Origin of the sequence: Mesorhizobium sp. Z1-4, assembly GCF_004000235.1 — a bacterium.
Taxonomy (GTDB): domain Bacteria; phylum Pseudomonadota; class Alphaproteobacteria; order Rhizobiales; family Rhizobiaceae; genus RCIO01.
In genome coordinates, this window is sequence record NZ_RCIO01000002.1 from 64,422 (window position 1) to 82,191 (window position 17,770).

Consider the following 17,770-nt stretch of genomic DNA (forward strand, 5'->3'; position numbering starts at 1 on the left):
TCAGAACAGATCCTTGCGTTTGCGGATTTCAGCGAACACTGCCTCATCGGAAGCGTCTTCCATGCCCAGATTGCGGCGGATCGCCGGGTCGTGCCAGCGCATGAACGGGTTTGTCGCCATCTCCTCGCCGATGGTGGTGGGAGCTGTCGGCTTGTTTTCAGCCCGCAACTTCCCGATCCGTTCTGACCGCTCCCTGAGCGCGGAGTTGGTGGGGTCGACGGTAAGGGCGAAACGTGCATTGCCGAGCGTATATTCGTGGCCGAAATAGACGGTCGTCTCGAGCGGCAGTTCGGCCAGTTTGCGCATGGAACCCAGCATGTCGGTCGGCGTTCCCTCGAACAGGCGGCCGCAGCCCAGCGCAAAAAGCGTGTCGGCGGTAAAGGCGATGCCGGAGTCCGGAAAATAATAACTTACATGACCGGCAGTGTGGCCGGGCGTGGAAATGACGCGGGCCGGCTCACCGGCGACGTCGATCGTTTCGCCGTCCTTCACGGTGCGGTCGATGCCGGGGATTTTCGACTTTTCGGCTTCCGGGCCGATGATGACGAGACCGAAACGCTGCTTGAGCGCCAGATTGCCTTCGACGTGATCGGGGTGGTGGTGGGTGATGAGGAGCACATCAGGTTTCCAGCCGGTGCGCTCGATGGCACGCATGATCGCGGCTTCTTCCGGTGCGTCGACCAGAAAGACCGTGCCGGTCTCTTTGTTGCGGGCGAGAATGCCGAAATTGTCGTCACGGCAGGCGAATTGCTCAATTTCCAGTGTCATGCGGTGTCTCCTGTCGCGGCCAACATAGTGAGCGCGGATATAAAGACAATGACTGCCGGGCTGTGGTCTGTTGAACAGCGGATGCTGCGTATATAGCTTCGGCGATATGTTCTCGGATATCGTCGACCTGCGCAATTTCTATGGCTCGCTGCTCGGGCGGCTGGCCGAGCGCTCCATTTCGCTCGCGCTGTCGTCTGTATGTCCAAAATCAAAAAACGAACGCGTCCTGGGACTGGGCTATACCGTACCCTGGCTCGACCGGTTCAAGCCGGATGCGGAGCGCGTGCTGGCCTTCATGCCGGCTGCACAGGGCGCGGTAAACTGGCCGGCGCAGGGGCCATCCGCCACGGCGCTGGTGTTCGATGAAGAGCTGCCGCTGTTCGATTCGTCCATTGACCGCGTGATCATGGTGCATGCGCTCGAACATGCGGAAAACCCAAGAGAAACTCTAAAAGAGGTCTGGCGGGTGCTGGCGCCGGGCGGGCGGCTCGTCATCGTGACGCCGAACCGGCGCGGTGTATGGGCGCGTTTCGAACATACGCCTTTCGGCACCGGTCGCCCGTTCTCGCGCGGACAGCTCACCGAGCTCTTGCGCGAGACGAACTTCACGCCGGGCGCCTGGACCGAGGCACTGCACTTTCCGCCGTCGCGGCGGCGTTGGGCGCTCAGATTCTATCAGCTGCTCGAAAAAGCCGGGCGACGCTTCTGGCCGATCTTCTCGGGCGTGATCGTGGTGGAGGCGCAGAAGCGGCTCTATCAGGGTCTGCCGGTGGCACAACGCGTTTCGCGGCGGGTTTTTGTGCCGGTGCTGGCGCCGCAAGGCGCTACGCGGTCGCTATCCGAAACGTCTGAGCCATTGTCGCGCAGCGGCGCCTGAAAGGACGATTGCCATGTGGCCCGATACCCGCATCACCGATCTCTTTGGCATCGAACTGCCGATCCTGCAGGCGCCAATGGCTGGCTCGCATGGTTCCGAGCTGGCCATCGCGGTGAGCGAGGCCGGCGGGCTCGGCGCGCTGCCCTGCGCGATGCTCTCGATCGACAAAATACGCGCCGAGATGGGTGTGATCCGCCAGCGCACCAACCGGCCGGTCAATCTCAATTTCTTCACGCATACCAACCCGGAACCGGACGCTGCGCGCGAGGCCGGTTGGCGCAGGCGGCTGGCGGGCTATTATGCCGAATTCGGCCTTGATGCAGATAACATTCCGGCCGGCCCCGGCCGCAACCCGTTCGACGAAGCGGCTTGCGAAGTGGTCGAGGAAACAAGGCCCGAGGTGGTGAGCTTTCATTTCGGGCTGCCGGAACCGAGCCTGCTGGGCCGCGTCAAAGCAACCGGCGCCAAGGTGATTGCGTCGGCAACGACCGTTGCGGAGGCGCGCTGGCTCGAAGCGCATGGATGCGACGCCATCATCGCGCAGGGTGCGGAAGCTGGCGGCCATCGCGGCATCTTTCTGGAAGACGATATCGCTTCGCAGCCGGGTACGATGGCGTTGGTGCCGCAGGTCGTGGACGCGGTATCGGTGCCTGTTATTGCCGCCGGCGGCATTGCCGATCATCGCGGCGTAGCCGCGGCGTTCATGCTGGGTGCGGCGGCAGTGCAGATCGGTACCGCCTATCTGCAAAGCCCCGAGGCGTTGACCTCGTCGGGACACCGCGCCGCGCTGGCCGAGGCCCGGGATGACCGTACGGTACTCACCAATGTGTTCACCGGCCGGCCGGCGCGCGGGCTTGTCAATCGCATTGTGCGCGAAGTGGGACCGATGAGCCTCGAGGCTCCGGCATTTCCGCTGGCGACGGGCGCAATCGCACCGCTGCGCAAACATGCCGAGGCCGCTGGTTCAGTCGATTTTTCGCCGCTATGGGCCGGGCAGGCGGCGGCTCTGGGCGCGGCGCAGCCGGCAGGCCAGTTCACGCGGGATCTGGCCGCTGAGACGCTGCGGTTGCTGAGCCGCCGTTAGCCGCCGTCCTTCCCGATCTCGTTCAGATCGTAGGGTGTGGTCTGGTAGGCCTGGTTCAGCCAGTTGCCAAACAGAAGATGCGCATGCGAGCGCCAGCGGTTGAGCGGTTTCCGGCCGGGATCGTTTTCCGGATAATATTCGTGGGGAACCTCGATCGACGTACCGGCGGCGACATCGCGGTCATACTCTTCCTTGAGCGAGGTGGAATCGTATTCGATGTGGTTGAACATATAGAGCCGGTTACAGGTCTTTTCCGAAACCAGGCATGGGCCGGTTTGATCGGACTCCATCAAAAGCTCCAGGTCTGGCACAGCGGCGATGTCGCTTGAGCGCACCTCGGTCCAGCGCGAAACAGGAATGGCGAAGTCGTCGGAGAAACCCGCAAGATAAGTCGAGGCGGGTGCGTTATTGCGGTGCCTGAACACGCCGAACGCCTTCTTGTCGAGTGTGTATTTGGGCACTTTATGAAAGTGCCAGGCGGCAGCCATCGCGCCCCAGCAGATGAAGAAGGACGAATGCGCATTGGTTTTGGTCCAGTCGAGAATGCGCGTCAGCTCATCCCAGTAGGTAACCTCGTGAAAGGGCAGCAGCTCGATGGGCGCTCCTGTGATGATGAAGCCGTCGAACTTGCGGTCCGCGACCTCTTCCCAGGTTTGATAGAACGAGATCAGGTGCTCTTCCGACGTGTTTTTGGCGCGGTGCGCGCCGATGCGCACCAGCGTGAGCTCCACCTGAAGCGGTGACACGCCCAGGAGGCGTGCGAGCTGGGTTTCGGTGCGCGTCTTGTTCGGCATCAGATTGAGCAGGCCGATCTGCATGGGCCGGATGTCCTGGCGCATTGCAGTGTGCTCATCCATCACGGACACGCCTTCGCGTACCAGAATATCCCGGGCGGGAAGCTGATCGGGGATCCTGATCGGCATTGTGCCAACTCCAAACAAAAAAACCGGCCGCAAATCGCTGGCCGGTTCACACGGTCCTTTAGCGACTTGTTTAACGTGGCTGCAAGCCGACCGGCCAAATCACCNCCGCAAATCGCTGGCCGGTTCACACGGTCCTTTAGCGACTTGTGTAACGTGGCTGCAAGCCGACCGGCCAAATCACCACGGGTTCGACGTTTTTCTAGTGCCGGGTCGGCTTTGCGTCAACGCAAAAGCTCTGATAGAGGCGATGGCGATCTTTGTGAGACCTTCCCAGATGAACCAGACAAACCGCCCACAGCCCAATCCGGGCATTATGGATATCGCCGCCTATGTGCCCGGCAAAGATGGCGCGCCAGGTGCCGCGAAAGTCTACAAACTCTCGTCGAACGAATCCCCTTTGGGTGCTTCCCCGGCCGCGCGTGCAGCGGCGCAGAAGCTGCTCGATCGCGCCGAAATCTACCCCGATGGCGCATCCACCGCGCTGCGCGAGGCGATTGCTGCCGCGCACGGGCTGAATGCGGCCAACATCGTCTGCACCAACGGTTCGGATGAGGCGATCTCGCTGCTTACCAAGGCCTATCTGCAGCCGGGCGACGAAGGCATTTTCACCGAGCATGGCTTTCTGGTCTATCGTATCGACATTCAGGCGGCGGGCGGCGTTCCGGTCTCAGTGCCCGAGACCGATGAGCGGGCCGACGCCGACGCTATCCTGGCCGCGGTGACGGAGCGGACCAGGATTGTCTTCCTGGCCAATCCCAACAACCCCACCGGCACCTACATGCCGGTGAATGAGGTGCGGCGTCTTCATGCAGGACTGCCGAAGAACGTGCTTCTGGTGCTCGACGCGGCCTATGCCGAATATGTGCGCCGCAATGATTATGAGTGCGGCATCGAGCTGGTGTCATCGAACGAGAATGTGGTGATGACGCGCACCTTCTCGAAGATCCATGGCCTTGCGGCGCTGCGCATCGGCTGGGTTTACGGGCCGGCGCATATCATCGACGCGCTGAACCGTATCCGCGGTCCCTTCAACGTGAACTCGCTGGCAATCGCTGCCGGCGTGGCAGCGGCCGGCGACCGAGCGCATGTCGAAAAGGCCGTGGCGCATAATGACGAATGGCTTGCCTGGCTGAACCAGGAACTTACCGGCCTGGGCCTGCGTCTGACGCCCAGTGTCGGCAATTTCGTTCTCATTCACTTCGACGGCTCCGGCACGAGCGCCGAGGAGGCGGACGCCTATCTCACCGAGTGCGGGTTTGTGCTGCGCAGGGTGACCGGATATGGTTTCCCTAACGCGCTGCGGATGACAATCGGGCCGGCTGAGGCCAATCGCGGCGTTGTGGAGGCGCTGCGCGCATTGCTGGGCAAATAGGCCATGGCACAAATTATCGGAAAACTTGCCGTTATCGGGCAGGGACTGATCGGCTCATCGATCACGCGCGCGGCCGTGGAGCGCGGCATTGCGCGCGAGATCGCGGTGACGGACGCCTCGGACAAGGTACGGCGCCGCGTGCGCGAACTCGGCCTCGGCGAAGCACGGGTGACCGAGACGGCCGCCGAGGCGGTTGCCGATGCCGACCTCGTCGTGATCTGCGTGCCGGTGGGCCAGATCGCCCAGGTTGCGCTGCAGGTTGCGCCTGCAATGAAGGCCGGCGCGATCCTGTCCGACGTAGGATCGGTGAAAGCGTCGGTCGTCGATGCCATCGTGCCGCAATTGCCGGAGCATATTGCGCTGGTTCCTGCGCACCCGCTTGCCGGAACCGAGCTATCCGGGCCCGAAGCCGGATTGCCGAGCCTTTTCATCAATCGCTGGTGCATTCTGACGCCGCCGGAAGGAGCCGACGCGGGCGCGATAGAAAAAGCCACGCAATTCTGGGAGGCGCTGGGCTCCAAGGCGGAGATCATGACGCCGCAGCATCATGACTACGTGCTGTCCATTACCAGTCATCTGCCGCATGTCGCGGCCTATTCGATCTTCCATACCGCACTTCGCTTCGAGCGCGAGACGAATTCGGATGTCGTGAAGTTTTCGGCCGGCGGGTTCCGCGATTTCACGCGTATCGCTTCGTCCAACCCCACTATGTGGCGCGACATTTTTCTTGGCAACAAGGAGCAGGTGCTGGAAATCCTGCGCCGGTTCCAGGGCGACCTCGAAGCCTTTGCCGAGGCGATCGCCAACGAGGACGGTGACAAGCTGGTGGAGCTTCTGTCGACCAGCCGGCTGACGCGCCGCAAGGTGATCGAAAAAGAGCATATCTCGCTGCAGCCGAAGCCCGATTCCATGAAATCGGACCGGGCGCTCGCGAGGCCCTATTCCTCGGATTTTTGAGGCATCGACTAGAGCGGCGGTATCCGGCCCAGTTCGATAAAGCCGAAAATCGCTACACCCTTGCGTATTCTGAGCGGCAGCGACTGATCCGGGCCGAGTGCGGCAAGCCCCGCCGACAGCGCCGCAAGCTGGGAACTCAAATGCGGATAGGCCGTCGCAAGGACCTCCATCAGCCGGGTGGTTTCACCGGTGTGGATTTCGAGTGTGGCATCGATCAAACCGTCTTGGCCAATGGCGACCGGACCGGCGACAGAGACACTTCCACCACCTTCGAATGTGAGGTCGAGGCGCTTAACGACGTAGCTCGATCCCAGCAAGGTGATGGCACCGCGCGCAAAACGGTCCACGCCGTTGTCTATCGCGATGTCGGCAATGCCCGACAGTGGCGGAAGGTCTGGGCCCGGTAGCGTGTCGCCGGCCTCGGCGCCGCTGATGCGCAAGCCAAGCTCGATGTCGTTTCCGGCTGGACGGAAATGGAGCTGCAGCTCCCGGGCACGCAGGAACTCGCCTTCCGTTTCGCCGGGCTCATCGATGTCTACCTTAAGCCGGCCAGCGACAAGCGAGGCGCGCTCGGGCAGTTGCGTCGTCAGGCGCGCGCTGGCGCGCACGCTTTCCCAGTTCAGCTTCAGCGGCAGCAAACCCGGCGCATTGATGCGGGCGGGACCGTCGAGTTCGGCAACAACCTGGCGTGGCGCGTATATCTGGGCCGCCGAGCGCAGAGCACCCGCCTGCAGGGCAAAGCCGTCGATGCGCCGTTCCACGAATATCGAATCGCAAAACAGACCGATGCGGAACGGGTAACCGCGCGCTTCGATGTTTTCGCAGCTGGCCCGGTCGCCGTTACCGCTCAAGCGCTTCAGCGCGGCATTCGCCTCAGTGGTCAGGCTTTGGGCTGCGAAATACCAGCCGCCGCTGTAGAGCGCGATCGCAGCAACAATAGCGGCCGCAAGCCAGGTGAAACGGCGCGCGGTGCCAGTTGAGCCGGTACGGCTTGACGTCATGCTGATGGCCTCGTTAACCCGGTGCCCGCAGGCTGCCACTTGCCGGCAAGCCGCATTCAACTTTCCGGGACAAGGGCATATGGGCGATTTTTGGGTCTTTGGCTACGGTTCGCTGATCTGGCGGCCGGGTTTTGCCCATGTTGAGACCAGCCGCGCGCGCCTGTTCGGCTACCGGCGCGCATTGTGTGTTGCCTCCTATGTTCACCGCGGCACGCCGGAGCGGCCCGGGCTTGTGCTCGGGCTCGACCGTGGTGGCTCGTGCGTCGGGTTGGCGTTCCGTGTTCCCGGTGGGCTGCGCCAGGAAGTTATGACCGCGCTGCGGGCGCGCGAGCTGGTGACCAATGTCTATCTTGAACGGGTGCTGCCCGTACGGCTCGCGACGGGCGAGCTGGTCCAGGCTGTCTGCTACATCGTCGACCGGGCACATGAACAATATGCCGGCGCACTGGATGTCGAGCATGCCGCGGCGCGCGTCTCCGGTGCTGCCGGCCAGTCGGGGCCGAACGAGCAGTATGTGCTCAATACCGTTGAACACCTGAGGGCGCTGTCGATCAGGGACCATTGGCTGGAGGCCGTTGCGAGCAAGGTTTCCGACTGACGCTACGCGCCTGCGGATTTCGTGCCCCCCAGTTCGGCCAGCCGCTTGCGTGCCGTTTCCGGCATTGGCGGCGCGTCCGGCGCTGCAGCGGCATCGACAAGAATCTGGTCGCAGGCGGCCTCGGTCTCGGCCACGAGACGGGCGTGGAACTCTTCCTTGCCGAGGCCCGGCGGAATCGGCGGCAGGAAGCGGGCACGAATTGTACCGGGGTGGCGCAGGAACTTGCGGCGCGGCCACCACAGCCCGGCCTGATGTGCGACCGGCACGACCGGCAGGTTCAGCTCCGCATAGAGCTCAACGATACCCCATTTGTATGCCGGTTCAGCGCCAGGTGGACGGCGCGTTCCTTCAGGATAGATGATCAGCTGGCGGTCGTTTCGACGCATTTCCTTGCGCGTGCGGGCGATCACGTCCTTGAGGGCGCGCGAGCGTTTGCCGCGATCCACGGGGATCATGCGCATCTTCATGACGTACCAGCCGAAAAACGGAATCCAGCGGAGCTCGCGCTTGAGGATGTAGAGCGGGTCGCGGATGTCGGACAGGAAGGCGATCGTATCCCAGAAGGACTGATGTTTCGGGGCCAGGATGTAGGAACCTTCCGGCAGATTTTCCTGGCCGGTGATTTCGCTGTGTGTACCCGCGAGCACCTTCATCAGCCAAAGCTCGGTGCGCGACCAGAATTTCGGTACGAACCATGCGAGATGGCGGGGCGCGAGAAAATAGAACGGCGTCCAGAGGATCATCTGAACGATCAGGTTGAGATAGAACGCGGCATTGAAGGCCAGCGAACGAATGTAGAGCATGGACCGCGCACCCGTTTCGGTGCCGACGTGGTTACATCATGAGGTCTGAATGGCCAAGCCTCGGCAGCCGACAGGCTGCTATCTGCCGAACGCGCCGCGCATGAGCGCGGCCAGATACTTGGTGTATTCGGTGAACAGCACACGCAGCGCTTCGCGGTTGCGCATCCATTCGCCTCCGCTGAGCGACGTATTGACGACCGGATAAGGTACGATGCGCAAGGTGGCGTCGGCCCGCCGCATTTCGAGCAGGCTGCGCGGCATATGGTAATTGTTGGTGACCAGAATGGCGCTGGTGAAGCCGTTGTCGGCTGCCCACCTGGCGCTTTCGGCTGCATTGCCGATGGTGTTCAGCGCCGCATGATCGATGTCGATACAGCAATCGAACAGCGCCTGCGCGGCGCCCGTGGCGCGCTGCAGGTCATCCGCGTCTGTGACGGGATTTACGCCGCTGATGAGAAGCCGCTGGCCCTTCCCTTCGCGCAAGAGGTCGACCGCCGCGTCGAGGCGGTAGTGCCCGCCCGTCAGTACGATTATCGATTCCGCTTCGTCCGGATTGCCGGGCGTTTCGAGGTCGCTGACGTGATTTGAGAAGAAAATGAAGCCAGCAACGAACGCGGCGGCCACCGCGACGGCCGCCCAACCGGCAATGCGCACTAACGCTTTGCCGTGTCGGTGCGATGGGGTCTCGGATCCGGGCGCCGGTTGGTTCATCGCGTTGATCTAATGCCTGATTGAGGCGCGTTGCCGGCGCCGGCGCGGCGGTTTGCGCGAGGGGATTTTCGCATCAGCCGTCGCTCGGTGTGGTGTCGAGGTCGTTGAGGTAGGACACCACGGTAATGTGCGTCGTCGCAGCCGTGAGGATCGATACCGCGATTACGATGACGCCGACGCCGGCATAACCGGCAATTCCAATTGCGAAGTTGCCGAACAATGCCGCGGCCTGGTCGCCTTCCGGTGTTGCCAGATTACGGCTCGACCACCATGAGAAACCGAGAAACACCAACGTTGCCAGCACGCCGCCCGTGGCAGCGCCTTTCATGCCTGTCAGCAGAAAATGGCTGCGGAACTGGCGCGCGATGAAGCCCGCTTCGGCGCCCACGAAATGCAGTACCTCGATGACGTGGCCGTTGCCCGACATTGCGCCTCGCGTGGCGAAGACGACCGTCAGCAGAGTGGCGCACAGGATGAGAACGAGAACTGAAACGCCGATCGCGACGGTGCTGCGGGCCATGGCGACCAGCCGGTCAACCCAAGTGCGGTGGTCATCGAGCGACGCATAAGGCACGTTTTGCGTGATCGCTTCGCGCATGGCGGCGAAATCGGGCGGATTGTCCGGGTCGATGGTGATGGTCACAAGGCGGGGGACCGGGAGCTCTTCCAGATCGACGCCGGAGCCAAGCCATGGCTCGAGGAGGCGAGCAGTGGCGGCGTCGTCGACGATGGCGGCGGAGCGAACCCCGTCAAACTCACGCGCGATCGCCACTGCCTGGTCGAGTGCAATCGTGATGTCGAATCCCTCGGCCGGCTTGACCTGAACGGTCGCCTCGCGGGCGATCTCGTTCTGCCACGTTGCGGCGGTGTCGCGAACCAGCGTAACGGCGCCGAGGGTGAGGCATGAAAGGAAGGTCATTATCGCGATGACCAGGACCATCGCATTGCCGGCTACGTTCTGCGGCGGCACGATCGGCATCGGTTTGCGCCGTCCTGCACGGCCGCCGCGGCCAGGAATCGGCAGCGCCCTCAACCGTTTTTTGCCCGTCTCTGGGGGCGGACCGGGTACGACCTCAGTCATAGACATCCAGCCTGCCATTGGCGAGCACCATGCGGCGGGCCTCGACCTGTTCCATCAGATTGACGTCATGTGTGGCGATGACCACGGCCGTGCCAAGACGATTGAGCTCGATAAAGAGCCGCAGCAGACGGCGCGCCAGAGGCGGGTCGACGTTACCGGTCGGTTCGTCAGCGAGCAGGATCTGGGGCTGCTCGATAAGCGCGCGGGCAATTGCTGCGCGCTGCTTTTCACCGCCGGATAGCACCGGCGGGAGCACATGCATGCGCTCGCCGAGGCCCACCCAGTTGAGCAGTTCGTTCACGTCGGCCCGGTATGATGCCTCCTCGCGGCCACGCACACGCAGCGGCAATGCGACATTCTCGAACGTTGTCAGGTGGTCGAGCAGGCGGAAATCCTGGAACACGACGCCGATCCGGCGGCGAATCAGCGGCAGGTCGCGGCGAGAGATTCGCGCGCGATCCTTGCCGAATACGGTGATCAGGCCGCGCGTCGGCTTCAGCGACATAAAAAGCAGCCGCAGAAGCGAAGTCTTGCCGGCGCCGGACGGACCGCTCAGAAACTGGAACGACCCTTCGGGCAGCTGGAACGAGATATCACGCAGGATTTCCGGGCCCATTCCATATCTGAGGCCGACATTCTCAAAACGAATCAAAGTGCGGTTTCCCGTTCGATCCCGACATGGCGCGTGTTTGTGGCACGGAACTCGCGGCCAGGAAATGCCTCCGGCGCCTTGTCTTCACGCCGGTGCCAGTCGCGAAGCATTAACCATTTGGGTTTACCCCAGAAGCCGGCTTTTCCGAAAGGCAAACATGTCCGACGAGCGCATGGCACGTCCGGTTTCCGGCGAAATCATGACTGACGGCCGGCACGATGGAGCGGACCGGCGGCGTCCGCATGCGGACGACGTGATCGACGCCGATTTCGAGACGATACTGCCGGGCAACACACAGCGTGCTGAGGAGAGGCAACCATCTGGTGCCGCCGCAGGTGCCGCACAGCCGGGCATGGATATGCTGCGAGCTGCCGGGCGCAGCGAACGCCGCAATGGCGGGCCCATCTTCTGGGTCTGCGGGCTCGCGCTGGTATTCGGTGCGTTCTGGGTGTCCGGCGGGCATGCAATCGTCAGTCGCGACGACAGCGCGCGGGGCGAGGTTGCCTCTGCATTGCCGTTCAAACAGCCGCTGCGCATTGTCGATGTTGTCAGCCGCATCGACCGCAGGGGAGACCGGTCGTTTCTTCTGGTTGACGGTGCTGTGGACAACCCAGGCGACCGGCCCGCGCTGGTGCCGTCGCTGGCGATTACGGTTACGGGGCTCGACGGGCGCGAGACCCATTATTATCTGGGGACGGATGAGAAAGCGCTGGCACCGGGCCAACGTTTTGCGTTCTCCAGCCGCTTGCATGCACCGGACGGTGGCGTAAGAACGGTAACAGTCGATTTCAGAAAAGAAGGCGGGGATTAATGCCTGTTGTCCGCGGCAAGGACATCGATGTTCTGTTCAGCGCATCGACGATAGCTCGACGCAATCTCGAATTGGCCAAGGAAATTGCTGCCCGCGATTATGACGACCTGCTGGTCGTTTCGATCCTCAAGGGGTCGTTCATTTTTGCGGCCGATCTGATCCGGGCGCTGCACGATATGGGGCAATCCCCCGAGGTCGAGTTCATTTTCATTTCCAGCTATGGCACGGGCACAACAAGCGGCGAAGTGCGGGTTCTGCGCGATATCGACAATGAAGTCGCTGGACGCGATGTGCTTCTGATCGACGACATTCTGGAATCGGGAAAGACGCTCCGCTTCACGCGTGAGCTGATGCTCGAACGCGGTGCCAGGAGCGTTTCGATTGCCGTTCTGCTCGACAAGCGCGGCAAGCGCCAGACCGAGCTCGACGCCGATTTTGTCGGCTTCGATTGCCCGGACTACTTCGTGGTCGGATACGGAATGGACGTCGCGCACGCGTTTCGCGAGCTGCCCTTTGTCGGTGTCGTGACGGGCGACGCCTGAGCGATAAGCGGAGATACCATGCCGAACCAGTCCAGGGTTCTGATCGTCGAGGACGATGAATCGGTACGCACCTTTACTGCGCGGGCGCTGCAGGCCGACGGCTATGCAACCGAGACGGCATGCGACGGGGAAGAGGGGCTTGAGCGAATCAGGGCGAAAGCCGGCGGTTTCGACCTGGTGCTTTCCGACATTCGCATGCCGGTCATGGACGGTATCGAGATGGCGGAAACCGCCGTCAAGGGTTTCCCGGGGCTACGCATCCTGCTGATGACCGGCTATGCCGAGCAGCGCGAGCGTGCAGCCGAGCTCGGCGGTGCGGTGCTGGGCGTCGTTCGCAAACCCTTCAGCCTGGCCGAGATTCGCTCGGAAGTGGCGCAGGCGCTGGCGCGGGATTAGTTACCGGCACTCGACCGAAGGACACGCGTCCCTGCGGGCGACTATTCCTGCAAGGGATGGTGATGCGTTACCGCGTATCCAGATCGAGCAGACGCTCCAGATAATTGCGTTCCAGTTCGGGACTGAGCGCATTGCCCAGCCGCCGGCGGATCGCTTCCAGAATTTCGCGGGCACGCTGGGAATCGATCTCATCCGGTACTTTTACCGAATCGCCGAAATCCGGGCCGGTGGTGGCGCGCGGCCGGCCCAAAGGATCGTTGTCGGAGCTTTGCTGGCGGCCGCCTTCCTCGCTGCCGCCCTCTTCGCCCTGCATGGCCTGTTGCATCTGCTGCATCATGTCCTGTGCACCGCGCCGCAACGCTTCGAGCGCGCGACCCTGTTCGCCGACTGCGCGGTTGCCCTCGCCTTCACCAAGCGCACCTTCGGCCTGGCCCATGGCTTCGCCGGCCTCGCCGAAGCCTTCGCCGGGCTGAATGCCCATGCCTTCCAGGCCTTCCATGAGCGATTCCAATTGCTGCTGAAGCTGGCCCTGCCCCTGCTGGAGCTGGCGTAGCGCCTCGGCAAACTCTTCGGGGGTCATCGGCTGACCCTGGCCGTTCTGCTGCTGCCCCTGCTGCCCCTGCCGCTGCTGACCCTGGTTCCGGCCGCGCTGCATCTGGTCGAGCTGGAATGTCTCGTTCATCAGTTCCTGCTGCCGGCGCATCATCTCGCCGAGCTGGTCCATCTGCTCGCGCATCTGGTTCTGGCCGCTCTGGCCCTGGTCAGCCTGCTGCTGGCCCATGCGCAGATTGTTCATCATCTGCTCAAGCTGCGAGAGCAGTTGCTCAGCCTGATCCCTGGCGCCGGATTTGGCGAGATCCTCGAGCTGATCGAGCATGCGCTCCAGGTCGGACTGGCGCATCTCCGAACCGTTTTCGGGCATCTGTTGCATGGCCGAATTGGGGTTCTGCATCGACCGCTCTGCGAATTCACGCATGAACTCCTGCATCGCCTCGCGCAACTCGGCCATCAGTTCTTCGATTTCCTGCTCGCTGGCGCCGTTTTCCAGCGCCTGTCTCAGCGCTTCCTGCGCCTGCCGCAGGCGGCGCTCTGCGGCGGTAAGATCGCCTTCCTCGATGCCAAGCGCGACTTCCCAGAGGTAATCGACGACACCGCGCAGCTCATCGTCTTCCTCGGCCATCATCAGCCGCGTCCGCGCTGTCATGATGCCGAGATAGTGCGAAGGGTTGTCGAACGTGTCCTCAGGGCGGAGCGTGACGGCATCCATCAGATCGAGCACCCGGCGCTGACGGTTGGCATCGAGTGCAAGCAGCCGGCGCTGCTCGATCAACGCACGCGCAAGCGGGTTGGAGAAGGCGCGTTCAGGCAGCAGGAAACGCTTCGGTTCCGACCGGCCCTGCTGGCCGGCGGCATCCCTGACCGTCAGCGTGAGATCGACCTGCGTTCCCGCCCACGGATGTTCCGTCAGGTCGCGGCTGGTTTTGGCCGCGATGTCGCTCGAACCCCTGCGCGGCAGCGCAAGCGGCATTTCCGGCGCTTGATAAAGCGCGCGGGCACCGGGCAACGGACGCTCGGCCAGCACAAAACCGGTCGTTGCTTCGGTTGCGCCGTAGTCGTCCTCGATCTCGTACTGCAGCTCAAGTGCGCCGTTCACGGCCCGTTTGGGGTCGCCGGCAAACCGTATCTGCGGCGCGGTGTCCGGTATGACTTCGAAGGTCCAGCTGCGCAGCGGCTGCTCGCCGCTTTGAAGCGACAGAATACCATCTCGTGCTAGCTTGCCGCTGAACTGGCGCGATGCTGGCACCGGGGCATCGTCCGGTATGAAACCGCCCTCGGGAGCTATTTCGGCGACGCCCGCTTCATCCTCGTAAGCAAGCGATTCGCGGGCTCCGCCGGTAATACGCACGGCAAATTCGCTGCCCTCAGGGACCCTGAATATGTCGCGTTCGGAATTGCCCTCGGCGGTGAGGAACACGGGGGCGCGGCCGGTATAAGGCGGCGGCGTCACCCAGGCATCGATGCGGGCCGGAACGGGCTCAGCACCCGGCGGGGTGCGGAAGGCGTCGGCAATGCTGCCGCCGCGCGGCCCGAAGGAATAGGCGAATGCGGTGACAAGAAGCAGTGCCACGAGCGCCCGTGCGCCCCAGGGGTCGCGTTCCGGTACGCGGGCACGGGGCATGTCGCCCTCGAGCCGTCCGAGGCTTTCCGCCATGCGGCGGCGATGCTCCTGCCAAAGCGCATTGGCGAAAGCATCGCGCTCGTTGCCTGACAGCCGGTCGGTGATGGTGGTGACCGGCGCATGCTGGAGCGCATTGGCGCGTTCGATGCGGCGGTCGATCTCTGCTGGCCCAGGTGCACGGTACCGTGTCAGTGGCCAAGCTGCTGCTGCAAGCCCGAGGCCGAACACAACAATCGATGCGATGCGCAGCCAGGTCGGCACCAGCGCAAATAGGCCGAACCAGGCAACAGTAAGGAACAGCGCGGCAACAATGACCGCAGGCAAGGCCAGCGGCCACAGACGCTCGACAACCATCGAGGCCCGGGTGATGGAGCGTGTCCGCCACAGCCGGGAGAACCTGCCCATGCCACGGGCAGTGTGCAAACGCGTTTCCTTTTCGGCCGCCATCTATGCTCCGCCGAGCGTCGGCGCATGCCGCTCGAATCTTGGGCGCCGAGAAAAGAATAGCATCGAACACGGCAAAGGCGAGGCAGGCACGAATTCGTGATGGGCCGGCGGTCAGCCGAAGTCGACGGCACCTGTGTTGGCGCCGCAGACAAGCACTGCGACGCGCTCGCCATCTTCAGGAACGTATCGACCGGCATGCAGGGCGGCGAAGGCCGTTGCCCCGCCCGGCTCGGCCACGATGCTCATTGTTTCCCACAATGCCGATTGTGAAGCGCGGATTTCGTCGTCGGTTACCAGAAGCGACGAAGCAACGCCCGCCTGGGCGATCGGAAACATCAGGCTGCCGATCATCTTTGGCGCCAGCGAGTCGGCGGCTATGCTTCCGGCAGGCGCTTCCACCGGCCTGCCGGCCGCCAGTGCCACGTTCAGCGTCGGCGCCCCTTCCGGCTCGACCGCCACAATCCTGACCCTGTTTTCGAACCATGCGGCAATGCCGCCGATCAGCCCGCCGCCGCCCACTGCGACAAGCAATGTATCGAGACCGGGGATATCGGCTTCGATTTCGAGCCCGAGTGTGCCTTGGCCAAGCAGCGTTTCGGTCTGGTCATAGGCGTGAACGGACAGAGCGCCGGTATTCGCGATGAACGCTTCGCATGCAGCCAGTGCATCCACATAACGTTCCCCGCCGACCTCGAGCTTCGCGCCGTATAGGCGAATGCGCTCGATCTTGGCCAGCGAGGTGATTTCGGGAACGAAGATCGTTGCCGGAATTCCGAGCTTGTTCGCGGCGTAGGCGACGGCCGCGCCATGATTGCCGCCCGATGCGGCCGCAACGCCTGCAGCGGGGATGTCTCGGCCCAGCAGATTTGCGAATGCTCCCCGCGCCTTGAACGATCCGGAATGCTGAAGCTGCTCCAGCTTCAGCACGACGGGATGCGCCGGCTTGCCAAAGTCCGCCATATTGACGGGCAGAACCGGTGTGTGCCGGACATAGGGCCGGATCACCTTTTCAACTTCACGAATCCTGCCGGCGTTGATGGTTTGCATGCCGCCCCTTCAGATCCAGTCGGGGACCGAATCCAGCCCGATCAGTTCGTCATAGGTCGGGCGGCGGCGTACCACGTGGTAGCGATCGCCGCTGACCAGCACTTCGGGGACCAGAAGACGCGAATTGTAGGTGCTCGCCTGCACCGCGCCATACGCGCCCGCGGTGGCAAAGGCGATCACGTCGCCGGCGGCAAGCCGCGGAATATCGCGGTCGAGCGCCAGATAATCGCCTGTCTCGCAAACTGGTCCGACAACATCGGCGACAATGCGGGGTGCGTCCGGTGCCGGGGACTGCACCGGTCGGATGGTGTGGAATGCGTCATAAAGTGTGGGGCGGATGAGGTCGTTCATCGCAGCGTCGATGATGACGAAGTTCTTCGCCCCGCCTTCCTTCACGAAAATGACTTCCGAAACCAGAATGCCGGCATTCGCCGCGATTAGCCGGCCCGGCTCGAAGATCACCTTGAGGCCGAGTGCCGACATGTGGCGGTGCACGATCTTCGCATAAGCATCCGGCAGCGGCGGCGGCTGGTTGTCGTCCTTGTAGGGCACGCCAAGTCCGCCGCCGAGGTCGACATGTTCTATCGCGTGGCCGTCGGCCCGCAGTTCGCCGACGAGCTGCGAAAGCAACGCGAAGGCATCGTCGAAAGGCTGCAACTCGGTGATCTGGCTGCCGATATGCATGTCGATGCCCGACACGTGCAGTCCTGGCAGGGCGGCTGCGCGGGCATAGGCCTCGCGGGCGTGCTGGCTCGGAATGCCGAACTTGTTCTCCGCCTTGCCGGTCGAGATCTTGTGATGCGTGCGTGCGTCGACATCCGGATTGATACGCAGCGAGACATGAGCGGTCTTGCCAAGTGCGGTGGCGCGGGCCGACAGCAGCTCAAGTTCCGGTTCCGATTCCACGTTGAAGCACAGAATGCCGGCGTGAAGTGCGAAATCCATTTCCGCGGCCGTCTTGCCGACGCCGGAAAACATGATCCGCTCGGCCGGAATGCCGGCCGCCAGCGCACGCCGCAACTCGCCTTCGGACACCACGTCGGCTCCCGCGCCAAGACCGGCGAGCAGTTTCAGCACGGCCTGGTTGGAATTTGCCTTCATGGCGTAGCAGACCATGGTGTCGAGGCCGGCGAAGGCCTGCGAAAACACGGTGTAGTGGCGCGTCAGGGTGGCTGCCGAATAGCAGTAGAACGGCGTGCCGACCTCCGCTGCGATGTCCGGCACCGGTACATCCTCGGCGTGAAGAACGCCGTTGCGATATTCGAAATGGTTCACCGGGAAACTCCGAAGAGCTCAGATCAGCGGATCGAGGAAGAAGGGTTTGTCGGCCACCGGCGGTTCGGGCTCCGGCGGAACGTTTTCGTCGTTGTTTTCGATGGCCTGTTTGCGCGCTTCGGTCGCCGCCTGGAAGGGCGTGTCAAGCGGCGCCTTGCGGCCGCAACCGGTCAGGGCCAGCCCGGCAAGAGCCAGCGCAAAAAGCGCAACCATCTTCCTGTGCAATATCATGCGGTCCTGCCACTC

At 63.1% G+C, this 17,770-nt stretch carries 19 protein-coding genes and 2 riboswitches; of the genes, 8 read left to right on the forward strand and 11 right to left on the reverse strand.

Annotated features, from left to right (window positions below; genetic code table 11):
• Positions 1-768 carry a hydroxyacylglutathione hydrolase gene (gene gloB, locus EP165_RS07290; RefSeq protein WP_127521001.1) on the reverse strand — a complete coding sequence of 256 codons (768 nt, stop codon included), beginning with the start codon at positions 766-768 and terminating at the stop codon, positions 1-3.
• A 106-nt stretch (positions 769-874) separates the two neighbouring features.
• Between gloB and EP165_RS07295 the strand changes: the two genes are divergently transcribed.
• Together EP165_RS07295 and EP165_RS07300 are read left to right on the forward strand one after the other, a co-directional pair.
• Positions 875-1,645 (forward strand): class I SAM-dependent methyltransferase, encoded by a 771-nt coding sequence (locus EP165_RS07295; protein ID WP_127521003.1) that lies wholly within the window; start codon positions 875-877, stop codon positions 1,643-1,645.
• A 13-nt stretch (positions 1,646-1,658) separates the two neighbouring features.
• On the forward strand, positions 1,659-2,729 hold the full coding sequence (locus tag EP165_RS07300; RefSeq protein WP_127521005.1) for an NAD(P)H-dependent flavin oxidoreductase: 1,071 nt from the start codon (positions 1,659-1,661) through the stop codon (positions 2,727-2,729).
• Here EP165_RS07300 and metA read toward each other — a convergent pair.
• Positions 2,726-3,652 carry a homoserine O-acetyltransferase MetA gene (gene metA, locus EP165_RS07305; RefSeq protein WP_127521007.1) on the reverse strand — a complete coding sequence of 309 codons (927 nt, stop codon included), beginning with the start codon at positions 3,650-3,652 and terminating at the stop codon, positions 2,726-2,728. The two genes, EP165_RS07300 and metA, sit on opposite strands and share 4 nt — an antisense overlap.
• Positions 3,653-3,690: 38 nt before the next feature.
• Positions 3,691-3,768: riboswitch (SAM riboswitch) on the reverse strand.
• A riboswitch (SAM riboswitch) is annotated at positions 3,769-3,846 on the reverse strand.
• Positions 3,847-3,926: 80 nt separating this feature from the next.
• On the opposite strand from metA, the gene hisC reads away from it, so the two are divergent.
• Positions 3,927-5,024, forward strand: a complete 1,098-nt coding sequence (hisC, locus tag EP165_RS07310) for a histidinol-phosphate transaminase (protein WP_127521009.1) — start codon at positions 3,927-3,929, stop codon at positions 5,022-5,024.
• A gap of 3 nt (positions 5,025-5,027) precedes the next feature.
• On the forward strand, positions 5,028-5,981 hold the full coding sequence (locus tag EP165_RS07315) for a prephenate dehydrogenase/arogenate dehydrogenase family protein (protein WP_127521011.1): 954 nt from the start codon (positions 5,028-5,030) through the stop codon (positions 5,979-5,981).
• Positions 5,982-5,989: 8 nt separating this feature from the next.
• Here the strand turns inward: EP165_RS07315 and EP165_RS07320 are convergent, their stop codons facing one another.
• Positions 5,990-6,982 (reverse strand): DUF2125 domain-containing protein, encoded by a 993-nt coding sequence (locus EP165_RS07320; protein ID WP_127521013.1) that lies wholly within the window; start codon positions 6,980-6,982, stop codon positions 5,990-5,992.
• Between the two features lie 79 nt (positions 6,983-7,061).
• Between EP165_RS07320 and EP165_RS07325 the strand changes: the two genes are divergently transcribed.
• The gene (locus EP165_RS07325; protein WP_127521015.1) at positions 7,062-7,580 is read left to right on the forward strand and encodes a gamma-glutamylcyclotransferase; all 519 of its coding nucleotides are present in this window, start codon (positions 7,062-7,064) and stop codon (positions 7,578-7,580) included.
• A gap of 2 nt (positions 7,581-7,582) precedes the next feature.
• On the opposite strand, the gene EP165_RS07330 is transcribed toward EP165_RS07325, so the two are convergent.
• From EP165_RS07330 to ftsE, 4 genes are all read right to left on the reverse strand, one after another.
• Complete coding sequence (locus EP165_RS07330) at positions 7,583-8,383, reverse strand: lysophospholipid acyltransferase family protein (RefSeq protein WP_127521017.1); 801 nt, start codon at positions 8,381-8,383, stop codon at positions 7,583-7,585.
• Positions 8,384-8,461: 78 nt separating this feature from the next.
• Positions 8,462-9,037 carry a YdcF family protein gene (locus EP165_RS07335; RefSeq protein WP_245440073.1) on the reverse strand — a complete coding sequence of 192 codons (576 nt, stop codon included), beginning with the start codon at positions 9,035-9,037 and terminating at the stop codon, positions 8,462-8,464.
• Between the two features lie 130 nt (positions 9,038-9,167).
• A complete protein-coding gene (locus EP165_RS07340) occupies positions 9,168-10,175 on the reverse strand; it encodes a cell division protein FtsX (protein WP_127521021.1) in 1,008 nt (335 codons plus the stop codon).
• Positions 10,168-10,827, reverse strand: a complete 660-nt coding sequence (gene ftsE / locus EP165_RS07345) for a cell division ATP-binding protein FtsE (RefSeq protein ID WP_127521023.1) — start codon at positions 10,825-10,827, stop codon at positions 10,168-10,170. The genes EP165_RS07340 and ftsE overlap by 8 nt, the downstream gene beginning before the upstream one ends.
• A 157-nt stretch (positions 10,828-10,984) precedes the next feature.
• Between ftsE and EP165_RS07350 the strand changes: the two genes are divergently transcribed.
• From EP165_RS07350 to EP165_RS07360, 3 genes are read left to right on the forward strand one after another with little or no spacing between them, the layout of a single operon-like run.
• Positions 10,985-11,638 (forward strand): hypothetical protein, encoded by a 654-nt coding sequence (locus EP165_RS07350; RefSeq protein ID WP_245440074.1) that lies wholly within the window; start codon positions 10,985-10,987, stop codon positions 11,636-11,638.
• Positions 11,638-12,180, forward strand: coding sequence for a hypoxanthine phosphoribosyltransferase (gene hpt, locus EP165_RS07355; RefSeq protein ID WP_127521025.1), 543 nt, complete (start codon positions 11,638-11,640; stop codon positions 12,178-12,180). Before EP165_RS07350 ends, hpt begins: the two co-directional genes overlap by 1 nt.
• An 18-nt stretch (positions 12,181-12,198) precedes the next feature.
• The gene (locus tag EP165_RS07360) at positions 12,199-12,576 is read left to right on the forward strand and encodes a response regulator (RefSeq protein ID WP_127521027.1); all 378 of its coding nucleotides are present in this window, start codon (positions 12,199-12,201) and stop codon (positions 12,574-12,576) included.
• Between the two features lie 67 nt (positions 12,577-12,643).
• Here the strand turns inward: EP165_RS07360 and EP165_RS07365 are convergent, their stop codons facing one another.
• The 4 genes from EP165_RS07365 to lptM form a co-directional block, all read right to left on the reverse strand.
• Complete coding sequence (locus EP165_RS07365) at positions 12,644-15,202, reverse strand: TIGR02302 family protein (RefSeq protein ID WP_245440075.1); 2,559 nt, start codon at positions 15,200-15,202, stop codon at positions 12,644-12,646.
• A 111-nt stretch (positions 15,203-15,313) separates the two neighbouring features.
• Positions 15,314-16,249 (reverse strand): threonine/serine dehydratase, encoded by a 936-nt coding sequence (locus EP165_RS07370; RefSeq protein WP_127521029.1) that lies wholly within the window; start codon positions 16,247-16,249, stop codon positions 15,314-15,316.
• Between the two features lie 9 nt (positions 16,250-16,258).
• Entirely contained in the window at positions 16,259-17,524 is a 1,266-nt protein-coding gene (gene lysA, locus EP165_RS07375) for a diaminopimelate decarboxylase (RefSeq protein WP_127521031.1), read from the reverse strand.
• A gap of 18 nt (positions 17,525-17,542) precedes the next feature.
• Entirely contained in the window at positions 17,543-17,755 is a 213-nt protein-coding gene (lptM, locus tag EP165_RS07380; protein WP_206075881.1) for an LPS translocon maturation chaperone LptM, read from the reverse strand.
• Between the last annotated feature and the right edge of the window lie 15 nt (positions 17,756-17,770).